The organism is Paenibacillus sp. FSL R7-0313 (genome assembly GCF_037969885.1).
Taxonomy (GTDB): Bacteria; Bacillota; Bacilli; order Paenibacillales; family Paenibacillaceae; genus Paenibacillus.
Genome location: NZ_CP150219.1, coordinates 4,129,562 through 4,145,452, shown reverse-complemented (window position 1 = coordinate 4,145,452; position 15,891 = coordinate 4,129,562). Strand labels below are relative to the sequence as shown.

The 15,891-nt window shown below is 45.5% G+C and carries 16 protein-coding genes and 1 riboswitch; of the genes, 8 read left to right on the top strand and 8 right to left on the bottom strand.

Going from position 1 to position 15,891, the window contains the following annotated elements:
• Positions 1-32: 32 nt before the first annotated feature.
• Positions 33-584, bottom strand: a complete 552-nt coding sequence (locus NSQ38_RS18260) for a CGNR zinc finger domain-containing protein (RefSeq protein WP_339783300.1) — start codon at positions 582-584, stop codon at positions 33-35.
• Between the two features lie 143 nt (positions 585-727).
• On the opposite strand from NSQ38_RS18260, the gene NSQ38_RS18255 reads away from it, so the two are divergent.
• The 6 genes from NSQ38_RS18255 (at position 728) to NSQ38_RS18230 (ending at position 6,775) form a co-directional block, all read left to right on the top strand.
• The gene (locus NSQ38_RS18255) at positions 728-1,228 is read left to right on the top strand and encodes a DinB family protein (RefSeq protein ID WP_339783298.1); all 501 of its coding nucleotides are present in this window, start codon (positions 728-730) and stop codon (positions 1,226-1,228) included.
• An 83-nt stretch (positions 1,229-1,311) separates the two neighbouring features.
• A riboswitch (FMN riboswitch) is annotated at positions 1,312-1,465 on the top strand.
• 144 nt (positions 1,466-1,609) lie between these two features.
• A complete protein-coding gene (locus NSQ38_RS18250) occupies positions 1,610-2,590 on the top strand; it encodes a DMT family transporter (RefSeq protein ID WP_339783296.1) in 981 nt (326 codons plus the stop codon).
• 337 nt (positions 2,591-2,927) lie between these two features.
• Positions 2,928-4,424, top strand: a complete 1,497-nt coding sequence (locus NSQ38_RS18245) for an amidase (protein ID WP_339790589.1) — start codon at positions 2,928-2,930, stop codon at positions 4,422-4,424.
• Between the two features lie 132 nt (positions 4,425-4,556).
• Positions 4,557-5,165 carry an urea carboxylase-associated family protein gene (locus NSQ38_RS18240; protein ID WP_339783294.1) on the top strand — a complete coding sequence of 203 codons (609 nt, stop codon included), beginning with the start codon at positions 4,557-4,559 and terminating at the stop codon, positions 5,163-5,165.
• 139 nt (positions 5,166-5,304) lie between these two features.
• Positions 5,305-5,931, top strand: a complete 627-nt coding sequence (locus NSQ38_RS18235; RefSeq protein WP_017688112.1) for a LysE family translocator — start codon at positions 5,305-5,307, stop codon at positions 5,929-5,931.
• An 82-nt stretch (positions 5,932-6,013) separates the two neighbouring features.
• On the top strand, positions 6,014-6,775 hold the full coding sequence (locus tag NSQ38_RS18230; RefSeq protein ID WP_339783292.1) for a YqcI/YcgG family protein: 762 nt from the start codon (positions 6,014-6,016) through the stop codon (positions 6,773-6,775).
• A 55-nt stretch (positions 6,776-6,830) separates the two neighbouring features.
• Here NSQ38_RS18230 and NSQ38_RS18225 read toward each other — a convergent pair whose 3' ends face one another.
• From NSQ38_RS18225 to NSQ38_RS18210, 4 genes are all read right to left on the bottom strand, one after another.
• On the bottom strand, positions 6,831-8,177 hold the full coding sequence (locus NSQ38_RS18225) for an amino acid permease (protein WP_036673805.1): 1,347 nt from the start codon (positions 8,175-8,177) through the stop codon (positions 6,831-6,833).
• Between the two features lie 627 nt (positions 8,178-8,804).
• Complete coding sequence (locus tag NSQ38_RS18220; RefSeq protein ID WP_339783291.1) at positions 8,805-9,698, bottom strand: aldo/keto reductase; 894 nt, start codon at positions 9,696-9,698, stop codon at positions 8,805-8,807.
• 128 nt (positions 9,699-9,826) lie between these two features.
• Positions 9,827-10,600 carry a glucose 1-dehydrogenase gene (locus NSQ38_RS18215; RefSeq protein WP_127550538.1) on the bottom strand — a complete coding sequence of 258 codons (774 nt, stop codon included), beginning with the start codon at positions 10,598-10,600 and terminating at the stop codon, positions 9,827-9,829.
• Between the two features lie 78 nt (positions 10,601-10,678).
• On the bottom strand, positions 10,679-11,167 hold the full coding sequence (locus NSQ38_RS18210; protein WP_076250273.1) for a GNAT family N-acetyltransferase: 489 nt from the start codon (positions 11,165-11,167) through the stop codon (positions 10,679-10,681).
• Between the two features lie 193 nt (positions 11,168-11,360).
• Here NSQ38_RS18210 and xerS point away from each other — a divergent pair, with 193 nt between their 5' ends.
• Positions 11,361-12,452 (top strand): tyrosine recombinase XerS, encoded by a 1,092-nt coding sequence (gene xerS / locus NSQ38_RS18205; protein ID WP_339783290.1) that lies wholly within the window; start codon positions 11,361-11,363, stop codon positions 12,450-12,452.
• A 246-nt stretch (positions 12,453-12,698) separates the two neighbouring features.
• Here xerS and mobB read toward each other — a convergent pair whose 3' ends face one another.
• A complete protein-coding gene (gene mobB / locus NSQ38_RS18200) occupies positions 12,699-13,232 on the bottom strand; it encodes a molybdopterin-guanine dinucleotide biosynthesis protein B (protein WP_339783289.1) in 534 nt (177 codons plus the stop codon).
• A gap of 7 nt (positions 13,233-13,239) precedes the next feature.
• Positions 13,240-14,529, bottom strand: a complete 1,290-nt coding sequence (gene glp / locus NSQ38_RS18195) for a gephyrin-like molybdotransferase Glp (RefSeq protein ID WP_338594984.1) — start codon at positions 14,527-14,529, stop codon at positions 13,240-13,242.
• A gap of 201 nt (positions 14,530-14,730) precedes the next feature.
• Between glp and NSQ38_RS18190 the strand changes: the two genes are divergently transcribed.
• Positions 14,731-15,021, top strand: a complete 291-nt coding sequence (locus tag NSQ38_RS18190; RefSeq protein WP_091029422.1) for an HNH endonuclease — start codon at positions 14,731-14,733, stop codon at positions 15,019-15,021.
• A 112-nt stretch (positions 15,022-15,133) separates the two neighbouring features.
• Here NSQ38_RS18190 and NSQ38_RS18185 read toward each other — a convergent pair whose 3' ends face one another.
• Entirely contained in the window at positions 15,134-15,883 is a 750-nt protein-coding gene (locus NSQ38_RS18185; protein WP_315935808.1) for a DUF4247 domain-containing protein, read from the bottom strand.
• Positions 15,884-15,891: the final 8 nt, after the last annotated feature.

Here is a 15,891-nt window from a genome sequence, read left to right as displayed (position 1 = left end):
TATATACATTATATAGTTATTGTTAGTATTTATCAATTTTGGAATTTGCGTTTTGCCCGAAATCTTCTAACCTTCATCAGATTGCCACACATCTTATCATCACAGTACTTCTGTGTTCTGCTTCGGGTATCATCATAGAACATCCAGCGACAATCCGAATTATCACAGACCCGAATCCTCCCCGCTTCTCCCTCCACCAAAGTCGTAGCAAAATCAGCAGCTACCTCAGCCATCACCTGATGCCAATGTGCTTCTAAAGCTACCAGTTGGAGTTTCAGTTCATGATCAATTGTAGTCAATGTCCTTCTCACATGCCCTGCTTCCATAACGCCATTCAACCATTGTTTTTCTATATCTGTTAATGATGCTCCAGAAGACAAGCGGCCTCCAAGAGCCATCAATTCATTCCTGAAGTTTCTCATCGACAACTCATCTTCCGGAGATGCAGGAACAGAAGCGTTAAGTTGCCATCGATCCAGAAAGTCTTGCTGCCAACTCGCCTTCCCAAGCCTGTCCTCCGATCGATCTCCCCCACGCCAGTCGTGATAATCGCTGTTTACAAAATCGGTCCATAACCTGTCCATATATACCTCCGTATATCGTAACCACCTAATTATATAAAGAAGGTTACAACTCGTCTTTGATGTGTTATATTAAGTGTAACCTTATTAATCAGTTTTAGCTAGTTACATCACAAATCACAATAATTCGCAAGGAGGAATAAGCAATGACAAAAACAACAGCACTAGATGTGTTACTTATTCAAAAGGATGATACCTGGGATCAATGTAATTGGATTGTACCTTTGTCGAAATCCTTGGAGGGTCTTACAGCAGAACAAGCAGCCTGGATTCCACCTTCAGGGGGATTAAGCATCTGGCAGTTGGTTAACCATATGTATTATTACAACCATCGCTTATTGTGTCGCATGCAAGGTAAGGAGCCTACCCTTCCTTCTGTAGACTCCAATGAATACACATTTGGGAATTCCGGAGATCCTACGGACGCAGTCGGATGGAATACACTGCTACAGGGTACAACTCGATTAGCCCAACAGTTGAGAGATCAATTAGCTGCACTACAAGTGTCTGAACTTGAAGCCGCATATATGGACTCCGAAGAGAAATGGGCACACGAACTAGCTCGCTGGGTACTCCATGATGCGTATCACGCAGGTCAGATCGTGCTCCTCCGCAGACAGCAAGGAAGCTGGAAAATCATTTTCTAAAAAAATGCTTGAACTGCTAGCGCTTACAGGAATAAGATGAACTTATTAATGTTACAGCTTGTTCAACACACTATATAATTGAATAGGATCTTCGGGGTAGGGTGCAATTCCCAACCGGCGGTGATGTTCTTCGGAACCAGCCCGCGACTCGCTATTTGTTCTTAACGAAGGACATCTAGCGACTGACTTGGTGTGAATCCAAGGCCGACGGTACAGTCCGGATGAGAGAAGATCAACACATTGACATGCCGTTCACGGGAAGGCCTCTTTCCTGACGCATGTCCTTGGATGAGCCCCCGTTTATTTGGTATATACCAAAACGGGGGCTTTTGTCGATTTTGCCAACTGAAGATTCCGTGTTCTGACGAAGGAGTCCTGAATATGGAAAAGACATCAGCAGCATCACCTGTTTACCGCAAGGAACGAAGTAATACCGGATTCTGGCTTGTAGTTCTCGGCGCCGCCTTATGGGGTGTAGACCCACTTTTCCGCATTATTTTGCTAAACACGATGACATCCACGCAGATTGTACTGGTGGAACACATCATCGTCAGTCTTATTGCCATACCCGTGCTGTGGAAATTTCGGGCTGATCTGAAAAACCTGCGTGCTCGCCACTGGATTGCCGTGATTTTTATCTCATGGGGAGGATCAGCACTTGCAACGGTATTGTTCACCATGGCGCTTACACATAACGATCCGAATACGGTGCTGTTATTGCAAAAAATGCAACCACTCTTCGCTATCGTGCTGGCTAAGCTTTTATTAAAAGAAACGTTGCCACGTCGCTTCGGTGGATTGTTCTTCATAGCATTAGCAGGAACGTACCTGCTTACATTTGGCTTCACATTGCCATTAGGTAATTGGGACAACTGGATTCATGCTGGAAGCTTGTTGTCCCTTGGGGCTGCTGCCTTATGGGGAGGTTCAACCGTTATGGGCCGATTGATGCTGGGGCAGGCGCGTTATGAAACGGTCACCTCCCTGCGCTTTGTCGTTGCTCTCCCGCTCCTGATCTTTATGACGTGGAACGAAGGTGCGGCATGGACGTTTCCGTCCGGAACGGGTGAACAGACTGCGGTCATCCTCAACATTCTCGGTCAGGCATTGTTACCAGGTTTGCTCAGTCTTCTGTTGTATTACAAAGGTCTGTCGTCAACCAAAGCATCTGTTGCAACACTCGCGGAACTTAGCTTCCCGATGGCGGGTGTGTTGGTGAACTGGATTGCTTTCCGTACACTGATTACATGGGAGCAACTGCTTGGTTTTATCCTGATCTGGGTGGCACTCTTCGCCATTTCCAAACAGCAGGAACGATCATTAACTGCGGCCGATGCGGCACCAAAGCTGCGAACAGAGTAAGGATATTTCCGAAGATCACGTGTAAACCAATAATCAAATATAAAAAATAAAACCATTGCACATCGAATTAGATGAGCTGTGGTTTTTTTTACTTCCATTTATTCGGTTTATTTCATTTATCGAAATTACTTAATCATTTTCTCAATTAGCACTATGAGCTTTCCCCTGTGCTTTATTTCTATATCGCAAATGCAAATGCCCCTCTTTTCCCTCCTCTCACACCGAATATCAAAATCATCGCGCTAAGTCTCTTCTATGTTTTGTCTTTTGTCTAATCCGGTGGTACGATGACATATGGAATAAACAGATGAATTATATTCAGAGAGGAACGATCATGATGTCTTCATTCTCATATACCTCCTACGACGCCGTAGGTTTGGCTGAACTGATCCGATCCCGGGAAGTATCCCCGGTTGAAATGCTGGAAGCGGCGTTTGCACGCCTTGAAGAAGTGAATCCGCAACTTAATGCGGTTATTCGTACATATGAATCTCGCGCACGTGAGGAAGCCGGTTTGGTTCGCCCTGGAGAACAACCTTTTGCCGGTGTGCCCCTGCTCCTGAAAGATATCTCGCAATCCTTGGAAGGTGAATTTCTGACTTCAGGCTCCCGTTTGTTCAGCGAGCATCGTGCATTACGCAATTCCAATTTTGTCACTCGACTCCGTGATGCAGGTTTTATCTTCATAGGACATACCAATACGCCTGAATTTGGTTTGAAAAATATTACCGAGCCCCGTCTTCATGGTCCAACTCGCAATCCATGGAATATCAATCACTCCCCGGGTGGTTCAAGTGGGGGTGCCGCTGCCGCTGTAGCTTCGGGTATTGTTCCTCTTGCCGGAGCCAGTGACGGAGGAGGTTCGATTCGTATCCCCGCTTCCTTTAGCGGATTGTTTGGATTAAAGCCAACCCGCGGGCGCACACCTGTAGGACCGGGAGTTGGTCGTCAATGGCAAGGCGCATCGATTGATTTTGCCCTCTCTCGCTCGGTTCGGGACAGTGCTGCATTGCTTGATACGTTACAAGTCATTCAGCCCGAAGCTGCGTTCCATGCTCCACTCTTTCCAGGCAGTTACTTGGCTGATATGAGCTATCCACATCAACGCAAACTGAAAATTGCATACACAACGGATTCGCCCGTGGGAACACCTGTCAGCGCAGAAGCCAAAGAGTCTGTATACAAGCTCGTTCGCTGGTTGGAAGATCAAGGACATCATGTTGAAGAAAAACTTAGTCCAGTCAATGGAGTTCGGTTGATGGAGAACTATTACATGATGAACAGTGGTGAGATGGCCGCGATGATCTCTTCCATGGAACGATCCATGGGCCGGGCTCTGACCTCCGATGATATGGAGATTGAATCTTGGGTTCTGGCTGAAGCAGGCAAAAAGGTGTCCGCTGCGGAATTTGTACATAGCTTAGCTGAATGGGATGTAGCTGCAGCTCAGATGTCCACTTTGTTCGAGCGTTATGACTTCTACGTCACACCTGTTAATGCTTTTCCTGCGCCTAAGATTGGTGAATTAACACCTCATGACGAACAGATCCGTAATCTGTTGCGAATTAGTGAATTGGACAAGACCCAGCAGCAGCAACTCATCTATGAAATGTTTGAGCCAAGTCTTACGTTTACACCTTTCACCCAGCTTGCAAATCTGACAGGCCAGCCTGCGATAAGTGTACCTCTGCATATGACACCTGAAGGTTTGCCAATGGGTGTTCAAGTGATGGCAACCAAAGGACGCGAAGATTGGTTATTACATCTGGCTGCACAGCTTGAACAATCAGACCTCTGGATTGGGATGAGAGGTAATCCACTATTTCCAGCATAAAGGCGTATTATGTGGTGTGTTAAATTTACCATTGGATGTTCCTGCCTGAGTAGAGTGCGTCGCCATAACCGTGCATGAAAGCTTCATCTGCTCCGCATACTGAAAGCAAACAGTAGCGGAGGAATGTGACAGATGAATACGAATCAGCGCCATAAACAGTCTTATCGTATCCCAGCCAAAACGGGATATGCCTTGAAAGTAAGCAAAGGTTCTTTACTACGCATAACGGATTTGGAGGGACAGCAAGTCATTGATTTTGTGGCATACGATGCTAGAGATGCTAACCATCGCTTGGACCCCGGCGTGACAATGGACGTATTGCGTACTTACCGAATTAAACCGGGACAGTTTGTGTATTCCAATCAATATCAACCTTTACTCAAGATTGTCCGTGACACCGTTGGGGTACATGATTTCTTCAACTCCGCTTGTCGTCCAGAGATGTATGAGGTGTTATACGACAAAAAGGATCACGCCAGTTGTTATCACAATCTGAACACGGCACTGGAACCCTTCGGGATTCTACCACCAGATCAACACTACCCATTTAACCTGTTTATGAAGTCCGTTGTAGACAGTGAAGGCAAAATTGATGTTGTAGCTCCCGACTCTCGAGCAGGTGATTATATCGAGATGGAGGCATTAATGGATCTCACAATTGGGCTCTCCGCCTGTCCTTGTGAAGAAAGCTCATGCAACGGCTACAACTGCACCCCAATTCAATTGGATGTGGAACTTTAACAGAATAACAAGGCCTTGACGCAGTATGAGATAAAAGTAGTTTGTTCTAATTCACTCCTTGCGGGAATACGATGACTTGTACCCATTTTCTGTGACAACTGGTACAATTCATCGAACCCGTTAAGGAGTGAACGTGTTTATGTCTGTACTGTTCAGTTATATCATTCTGGGAATATCATTGTCCGCTCCAATCGGTCCGATTAATGCAGCTCAACTGGACCGTGGAGCCCGCCACGGATTCATGCATGCCTGGATTCTAGGACTCGGAGCTATGTTTGCAGATTTGGTGTATATGCTGCTGATTTATTTTGGAGTTGCCCATTTTCTGGACACGCCGTTCATGCGCTCTTTTCTCTGGTCATTTGGCAGTTTTATTCTGATTTACACGGGAGTGGAAACGCTCTCGAAGCTGAAGCAAGGCATTCAAGGTACATCTACTGCGGAAGCGACTGTTCGAAAATCATTTATATCCGGATTTTTGATGGCCCTGTCCAATCCACTGAATATTTTATTTTGGCTTGGGATCTATGGCTCTATTCTCGCGACAACTGTGAAACATACGGACACGGCTCATTTGCTGCTCTACAGTTCAGGCATATTCATTGGTATTCTGGTGTGGGATGTCATTATGGCTGGCATGGCCAGTCGATTCCACAAACATAGCAGTGAGAATGTATTGCGCTGGATCTCTATCATTTCGGGAATCTGCCTGATCGGATTTGGTTTGTATTTTGGGTACGAAGCTGTACGTTCCATTTTTTTCTGACAACAAAATCAGGCTGGACAGTCACCCAACTTCCCCCACATTAATACTGTAACGGTATCATGTGGAATGGAGTTGGGAATCAATGGCGGAGCTGTATAGTGCCGACGAAATAAACACCTTGTTTGAGCGTCTTCCATCTTGGCAGCAGGACGCTTATTCGCAATTTGGTAAAATGATCGCCGACGAAGATAATACGTATCCATGTGTACCTGGACGAATGGGGTTTCTGTCAGGACATTTAAGGTATGGCTTTACGTGTGACCCCCGATCAGAACAGGCTGCCGAAGATATGGCGGATCTGCTTAGACAATATGGTCCTGTATCCAGAGACACCGGTCATTACGCTTCCATGGTGGTAATCTGTGAGACACCAAGCGATCTGAAAGATCACACAACGGTAGAGCAATATCAGACGTTATTCTGGCAAATGCTTAATCGGGTGACTTCACACGATACCGAGCCGTGGCCGGAACATATTTCAACGCATCCTCATGATTCAACATGGGAGTTTTGCTTTGGCGGAGAGCCTTACTTTTGTTTCTGTGCTACTCCTGCACATGAACTCCGAGCCAGCCGACATTTTCCATATCTCATGTTTGCCTTTCAACCACGGTGGGTATTCGAATCCATTAATGACAACACCCCTCTTGGCCGTAAAATGAAAACCTTGATTCGCAAACGTCTCGCTGCGTATGATGCTGTACCTGCTCACCCTTCGCTGATGTGGTATGGTCAGCAGGATAATCTGGAATGGAAACAGTATTTCCTGCCTGATGATGAGCAGACACCTTCCAAATGTCCATTCATGCGGATGAAGCAAGCCTTAGGCAAGTTGACGAAATAATCTTAAAGCACTATTAATCCGTTGTACTACCTCCACAAAAGTTGCTGAGAGTTGCTTATGGTTTGGATGGTGCTGACTGCGGTGGTTTCGAGCCACGTACCTTATGAACAACATACGTGATGATCCCAAGGAACACCAAAAGTCCCACACTTGCCAGCAGACCCGTTCTGCTGGCTTTTTCCATCGCTGTCCCAGCCACAGCAGCCACAATTAATACTATGGCAATCCACACTTTGATGCGATTCCACTTCACGGGCTTCATTTTCTTAATGTACGTGATGCAGATGAGTAGCCATGTATACATTAATACCAGACTACCTGCTGTCGTCACATATTCAAACAGACTCTTGGGCATCCATAATGCCATCAACGTAGACAGGAGTAATCCGGCCGCTGTGCAACACAATGCCTGAAGTGGCATGTCCTTTTTCCCCCAGGTCTTCGTGAACAGCTTTGGTGCATCTCCATCTTCTGCGAGTTTCACCAACATGGACGTAATGGCATATAACGAAGCCACCATCGTCGAGAATCCGGCTATAATCAGAATTCCATTGAGAATGTGGACCACAACGGTGAATCCAATAGTTGACATGGCTTTGACGAGCGGACTTTCATCTGGAGTTAACTGAGCTGAAGGCACAAGCAACAGGATCAACGCAATTGAAATGACGTAGAGTGTACTCACCGATAATAGCATCACTCGACCTGATTTCACTGCATCTTTTGGTTCTTTCAGGTTAGCAGCCATCAAACCCATAACCTCGATCCCGGCAAAAGCAAAAAATGCATAGATGAAACCGGTCCATACCCCTTTACCTCCATGCGGGAACCATTCATTCTTCAATTGCTCTGGTGTCACTTTTACAGGTAACCAACCCAGACAAGCCGCTCCTGCTATAGCTATAAATGCAACCGTTGCAGCAAGTTTGATTACAGCAAGAATATTCTCCGTTTTGGTTAATCCCTTCGCTCCCAGTGCAGCAATGAACAGACCTATAGCGGCATAGATCGCAACAAATGCCCAAAGCGGAAACTTGGGAAACCAGAATTGAGAGAACAGCCCAAGTGCCGTTAATGAGCTGCCCATGATGAGCATTTCAGAGAACCAGTACATCCATCCACTACCAAAACCAGCCCAAGGTCCGAATGCTTCGCCCGCGTACGTTCGAAAAGCGCCTTCCTTAGGATCATCTGCGGTCATCTGTGCCAGCGCACCAAATACAAAGTAAGTACCTGCTGCCGCCAGCACCAACAATATAAGTACGGATATGCCGGCCCAATGGATCGCCAGACTGGTCCCTAGAAAAAATCCCGTTCCCAGTGTGCAACCCGCGCCAAACAAGGATAGACTGACCCAACTTAGTTTTTCGTCGTCGTTTTTACGGTGTTGCTGACTTTTCATGAAGCTCCTCCTTCTGCCTTATCCCCTTACGATTTACAGGTCATGGAGGTTTTATGTCTGTATTGCCAAAAGAATTGTTATTGGTTTACATAATAATTAATATGTTAATATTATTCTGATAATGAATTTAAGCTGTATGCTTTTACGCATCATTCATAAAGATATATTCCCAATCCTATTTAAAATCCGCACAAAAAAGTATTGACTTCAATTGCTTAAAATGGTTTTCCTTTTAAACTTGGTGGTGCGTCAATGTGACTATATAAGAGATGGTAACTAGGGTGAGAAAATGATCTTTCTATTGTGAATTTTTCATATATTGAAATATTATAAAATAAGTCGTTATTTCTTTTAAATTGAACGTAGAATGCCTCTTTTTCGTATTATCTCAATAGCTTCGTCATTTTTTATAAATTTAGTTGTTTTAAAGAAGGGCTACTTCCTGGGATTTTTCCTCTTTCATCTTTTTTCGCCCGTTTTCGGACTAGGCTGACGTATAGGCATTATTCTCTAGTATTTTTCACAGCCTCTTTTCCAATCATTGTTGTGAATTTTTCATATGTTGAAAATATTTTATGTTGTCGTAAAAAAAGCCGCCATAATGGCGACTTCGCGAATATTTCCAAATTAAGTCCGGCCAGTCCAATCTGCTCCGGCGATTTCTTTCCATCGTGCTCTAATCTCATCATACAGTTCCTGCGGAAGTGGCCCTTTAGCCACAAGGTCGGCATTTTGCTGCCAGCGATTGGGCTTGGCTGTTCCTACAATAGCCGTATCTACACCTTCGGTACTTAGTGTAAATCGCAGTGCTGTCTCCACTGCTGCCTGGGCATCTTCACCCAGAAAACCATAGTTAAGTTCGCTTAAGCGCTTCCAGTATATAAAGGGATAAGCCTCTTCCGAAAGTGTTTCATACGTCCAGGCCGCATTGGCAATAGGTCTTTTCGCGATAACACCCATGTTTCTTTTTCTTGCCTCAGGCAACGTAAGATCAATTGCTTCCTGATCTGCGATATTTAATGAAGTCTCAAGGCTGTCAAATACTCCGGTCTGAATCGCATATAGCGCATCTGTTGTATCCCCACTGTATCCGATAAATCTGGTCTTTCCTACTTCCTTGGCACGCTGTAGCACTTCGATTACTGCTCCTTGTCGGAGTACTTCTTCGGAGCAGCTATGCAAATGGATAACATCCACATAGTCCGTTTTCAGCCGTTTCAGACTACGGTCAATTGTTTGCTCCAGTACTTTGGCATCCCAATCCGGACCTTCGACCCCGGCAGCATGTCCACATTTGGTGAACAAATAGTAGTCATCACGCCGATGTGACAGCACCTCACCGATTAATTCCTCGCTGTCACCGTAACATTCAGCCGTGTCAATTACGTTTAATCCCGCATCCAGGGCACTATTCAGCAATGTCGCTACATCCGTTTTGGATACATTTTTGCCTATTTCCGCTCCGCCAAATCCAAGTGTACTTACGTTCATGCCAGTATTACCGTACTTGCGCGTTTCCATGGTTATCTTCCTCCAAGTTCAGTGAATTGGGTACAGATAAATAGAAATACAGATTAACTTTTTCCCTATGTTATTACTCAAGAGTTGGTTATGCCACCCACTTTTCCATTACAACCAACTTCATTTATTTAGAAGCCATAAATGGACATTCCACCGTCAACCAGTAACGTCTGACCCGTTATGTATCCGGCTGCATCCGATGCCAGGAACACGACCGGTCCTACCACTTCCTCCAGTTCTCCAACGCGCTGAAGCGGTGTGCGGCTTACAATTTCCTGCAAATACTGGGGATCATCCAGCAGTTTTTCAGTCAGAGGGGTTCGGAAATACCATGGCCCTACTGAATTGACACGGATTCCATACTTGCCCCATTCCAGTGCGAGCACTTTGGTCATATGAATTAACGCAGCTTTGGTCGCGCCATATACAACCCCTGTCCGCAAAGCCGTGTGACCGCCTACCGAAGAGATGTTAATGATCTTCCCGGTCCCACGTTCTTTCATATGCTGACCCGCCAATTGCGAAGCGAAGAAAGCCGATTTTAAGTTTGTCTGCATGATGGTCTCCCACTGCTCGTCCGTCACTTCAAGTGCTGGAGTCCGTATGTTCATACCTGCGTTATTCACCAGAATGTCCAGACTACCCATCTCCGATATTGCCTCTTGAAACGTCTCTTCCATTTGTTCTTTTGATGTCACATCCGCCGTCAGAGCTAGCGCTTTACGCCCTGTCTGTTCATAGATGTAGGCGGCTGTCTCCTCAATTTCTTTCATCGTTCGGGATACAAGTACAACGTCACTGCCTGACTGGGCAAGTCCAATCGCAATTGCTTTTCCGATCCCTCTCCCTGCACCTGTCACCAGTGCTGTCTGTCCATCGAGATGGAATGTGGGTACATTCATGCTACTCACTCCTTCATTAGATTCTTTATTTCAGTATTCAAGCAGAATGCTTTATATGTAGGTAAACCCTGATGGGAATCAGGTTACAAAATACTGGCTTGGATTGCCCAGTTCCGGATGGAACTTCTCTCGAAAACGGCCTCCGGTATAATCCCCTATAATTTTTCGCCAGAACGCTTGGGCAATGACATTGTTACGAACCTGGGTCACTTTCCATCTTCCTGGAAAACGTTTAAACAGCTCATAGGCTGCCCGAGTTCCCACCCCACTGCGCCGATATTTTTGCATTACAAAAAATTCAGTCAAATAGTAGTCGTTATCCTTACTTCCGGGCTCCAATTTCTCCACCAGAGCAAACCCTGCAGGTGCCCCATCACTTGTAATCAAAAAAGGAAACTTGCGGTCCTCTTCTGCCCAGAATGCCTCCAGACCCGGATATTCCGGAAAAATTCCGTTACTGTCCACATCAATATTCAGGTATTTGGTAAAATCATATAGATAAAATTGCATTAAATGCCGAATCACCTGACTGCGTTCCCGGGGAACCAGTTCTATTTTCATATTCATCCGGTTCACCTCCTCTGCTCTACGTATACTGATTACTTTAAAGGTTTACGCGCCGAAGGGCAAGGAAGCATACCCTACTTACTGCCTGCTTTGGTGAACAAGCTGTGAGCATGTAAATTATGGTACACTAGAGCATAGAATACTAATTCATTAAATATTAATTTTATATGTTTTTCACATGGAGGTGTCGAACTTGACCAACGTGCAAAAAGAGATTGATCGACGCAAGCTGGATGACAAACTACCTTCCATGCCTTGGTTCGTTCAGCAATTCATGGACTACAAGCTGCCTGACCTGTCCCCCTCTACCCTGCTCGAATATCTGAGAGATTACGAAGCTTTCTTCGGATGGTTGCGAGCAGAAGGGCTGTCCGAGGCAAGTTCTAATAAAGAAGTAACTTTGAATGAACTGGAAGTCCTACGCATGGATTCAGTTACCGCCTATCGGTTATTTCTCACAACCAAACGGGAAGGAACAAACTCCAGAATTACCGTCTCTCGCAAACTCTCTTCCCTTCGCTCCCTTTTCCATTACCTGAGCCAGATTGCGGAAGATGAAGACTTTTATCCTTTGCTGAAGCGGAACATTATGGCCAAAATCGAGATCAAGCGTACCCATAAACCCAAGGACACCGCTGCCAAACTCAAAGGTAAAATTCTGGAGGAAGAGGAACTGCTGGAATTTATCGGCTATATCCTTGAAGGTTACGCTGTTGATATGGAGAAGAACAAACAGGCACTGTACTCCCATGAAATCAACAAAGAACGGGACGCCTGTATTGCCAGCCTGATTCTGAATTCCGGCTTACGGGTGTCGGAAGTTGTGAACCTGAACGTCGATGATCTCGATCTGAACAACAAACTCCTGTATGTTTATCGCAAAGGTAACAATGATGAGACGTACAAAACACCCGTTTATTTCAGGGAGCAAGCCAAGGACGAACTCGCAACTTATATGAACCTGCGGCAATCACGTTACCGTACGCCCAAGCGGGAGAAAGGTCTGTTCATTGCTTTGCGTAACGGAGATTCAGAAGGCAGTCGAATGACCAAAAGAGCGATTCAGGCCATGATCATGAAATACGCCAAGCGCTTTGGCAAACCCTACTTGACCGTGCACAAATTACGCCATTCATTTGCAACCGACTATTATTTGCAAAATGATATTTACAAAACGAAGGAGCAGCTTGGACATGCTTCTACGGAAACAACCGAGATCTATGCTCACCTTACCGACAAAACGATGTCCGAAGCCATCGAACGTCGTACTGATGACGGGATGTAACATCCCGAACAGAATAAAAGCAGCAAGCCACATCAAGGATTTCGATCCGAGAAAGGTCTGCTGCTTTTTTGTTTTTTTGCATCATTCAAGAAGAAAAGCATAAGTAGATATGATTATAGTTTACATAATAAATATTACGGTATATTTGAAAAGGATCAATCACGCTCTCTGTACATTCAATCATGTCTAGCCACCATAATATCCCACTTCTTGACGTTTCCACGATTCGAATTCACGATTCTGCCTTCACTCGCTCTCAACCATCGCTAACAACGCTTTGGCTATATCCACCGTTTCATGAACCGAGTACCATGTTATATCTCTGCTTACGGTGCTCCGCTCTATAAACTGCTCTGATGGTAACCATGAGATCATACCCACTACCCCTTCAAGCTGATCAATCAAGGTCAGATCTTCCTCTTCTCGAACCATCACGAATTTGGGATAAGTAGCATCCTTGAATCCTTCAATGACAATCCAATCATAACCGGACAGATGACTTAACATATCCTCCAACTTGGTTGCCTGTCGCTCCATAATCGCAGTACGTTTCTCTGACATGACAACCACCGCCGAGGCCCCAGCCTCTCCAAATTGATACGAATCCGTTCCTTCTTGATCCATCTCAAAATGGTCATGTCCATCATGCTTAATCGCAGCTACCTTAAGTCCCAAGGAAGAAAAGTGCCCGATCAACGCGGCTGTCAGGGTTGTCTTGCCCGTGTTTTTGTATCCAACAATCTGTATGATATGTGGTTTTGTATCACTCATTGTAGTCATCTACCAACTACCTCACATGACCTGTGGGAAGTTTAATAATACGTACCTGCTCACCCGCAGGAATACCTTTTTTCTCAGGTGGAACAACAATCAGGCAATCACTGTCCTTAATGGTGATCATCACGCTGGATTCATCTACACGGGCGGCAGCCGGTATCGCGTACACCATGCCGTTGCGGATCTCTGTGCGTCCACGAACGAATCGTGTAAAATTGTTCACTTTGGTGTACTCTTCTTCCAAGATCGCAGTCCATTCTTCCAAATAAGGATGAGCATCCGCCTGCATGGAACGAATGGTTGGACGAACAAACAAACTAAAGCCCACAAAACAAGCCCCAGGGTTACCGGAAAGTGCAAATAGCAATTTATCTTTATATACAGCAGCTGTAGTCACACTGCCTGGTCGCATCGTCACTTTGTTAAACAACATCTCCACATGCTCTTCCAGCACAAGTTCGCCCATAATATCATAATCCCCGACGGATACACCACCTGTGGTCACCACGATATCATTATCTTGAATGGCTTCTTCCAGTTTGGCCCTTGCTGTATTCACATCGTCCGCAATAGAACCGTACATCACAGGCTCTCCACCTGCTTCAACAACCAGAGAGCGCAGCATGTAACTGTTGCTGTTTCGAATCCGACCTGGTTGCAATGGCTCATCTACATCAAGCAATTCCGTGCCGGTTGCGAATATCGCCACCTTTGGACGTTGAAATACGGGAACTTCTGCTATGCCAAAAGTAGCTAACACGGACTGCTCTCCTGCCCTGATGATCGTTCCTGCTTCGAGCAGTTGCTGTCCCTCTTGGACTTCCAGTCCAATTGGGGTGATGTTAGCACCCGACAATATGTGCCGTTTCAATGCAATCCATTGTTCTCCGTTCTCTACCTTGCTCTCGGTCATCTCCATCATGACTACCGCATCTGCACCTTCTGGAACCTGTGCACCGGTCATTATTCGAGCCGTCGTACCTGAAACAATGGTGTGGTCCGAGGTGTAGCCGCAAGGAATTTCATCAATTACTCGAAACCAAACTTGATGATCACTCGAAGCATCTATGGTATCTGTACTTATAATCGCGAATCCATCCATACCCGATCTCCGGAAGAATGGATACGGATGAGGTGCCTGAATGGTCTCTGCAAGTGTGCGGCCATGAGCAGATTCAAGATGAACTTTCTCTATGGAGCCAACAGTAACTCTTGCAGCTATTTTGGCCTGGGCATCCGGTACCTGTACAGCTGTACGATTGAATTTGGCAGTTGTCATATCATGTGAATGTGAGTTCATTTTCAAAAGTATTCTTACCTCCTAGAGACATATCATCTTTTAAGAAAGTGTAGCCCGAATACTGTAAGATAACAAGTACATCACTTATTGAATCCTGTGACAAACTCTTATTTCTTACAGGTGTAACATTCCTTGACCTTTGTTCAACATGAAAGGCATCTTGTCTGCCCATAATATAATTGACAAACGGAGGCGATGATCATGAGTAAACGATGTGAATTATGCGGAAGAGAACCTGTGAATACGACTGTTCATCATCTGACACCCAAAGAAATGGGAGGAACATTTCTGCCAACGGCCAACCTGTGCATCCCCTGTCACAAACAGATTCATTCGCTATACACTAATCGCGACATTGTAACGCTTGGACTCACGGACCTGCAATCCTTGAGACAGGATGAACGAATGATTCCATTTATCCGCTGGATTCGTAAACAGCCTGCTTCAACGATTCCCCGTGTGCGCAAATCCAATCATGTTCGCAAATCATAAACCAAAAAGAACAGTTCCAAGGTCATGTGCCGACGAGGTGAATCCGCCTTCCCTTTTCACTGTTCTTAAATGAACTATGCGATTGGCAGCCATCCTTATGATTAGATGTTTATTATCTTCGCCTCTTAATTCGGCCGCCGCCCACTCTGGTTTTTGGTTTTTTGTAGGATTTCTTAGGTGAATCAAACAACCCGCCCAGGCCACCACTGCTTTTGTTACGATCAATGGTTCCCTTGCTCTGATCCTTGTTGCGGTTGAATAATCCTCCGCCAGATCCCACGCTTGAATCTTTATCGCTTCCGCGCCTTGTAATCGTACCTTTCCGATCAACAGTAATGGGTGGAGCAAGCTTCTTGTCATTACTTGTTGGTGCACGATAAGATCCTGCACTCGGTTTATACGTATCTTTATTGGTATATCCTCGATAGTTGCCATAACCTCGCCCGCCAAAAGAATCGAACAGATTACCAATTAATGTAGCAGTGAGGTAACCTTGTAAAAAAGATGAATCGTAGTTCTGCCGAACATATTCCTTGGAGTCCACCTCAACCAAGGTATCCTCCGGCTTGTTCGGGTCTTGTTGCAGGTGATAATACTCGTCCTGATACACGAGGAACATACGCTCTGTGTTCTCTGCCGAGATCTGATCCGGTTGCCGCTGGTCAGACAAATCCTGAGCCACTTCCGGAACGGTACGGTCCGAAGCCCGGTACACATAGGACGTTGAGTTACCACTCCCGTTAACCGATTCAAGCGGATATGTGTCCTGAACAGAAGGTGCTGCTCCGCACGCGGACAATAGAGACATCACAAGGCTGAGGACCAGCATTAATTTTAATCCATGTGCCAAGCGTTTTTTCATTGGAACCT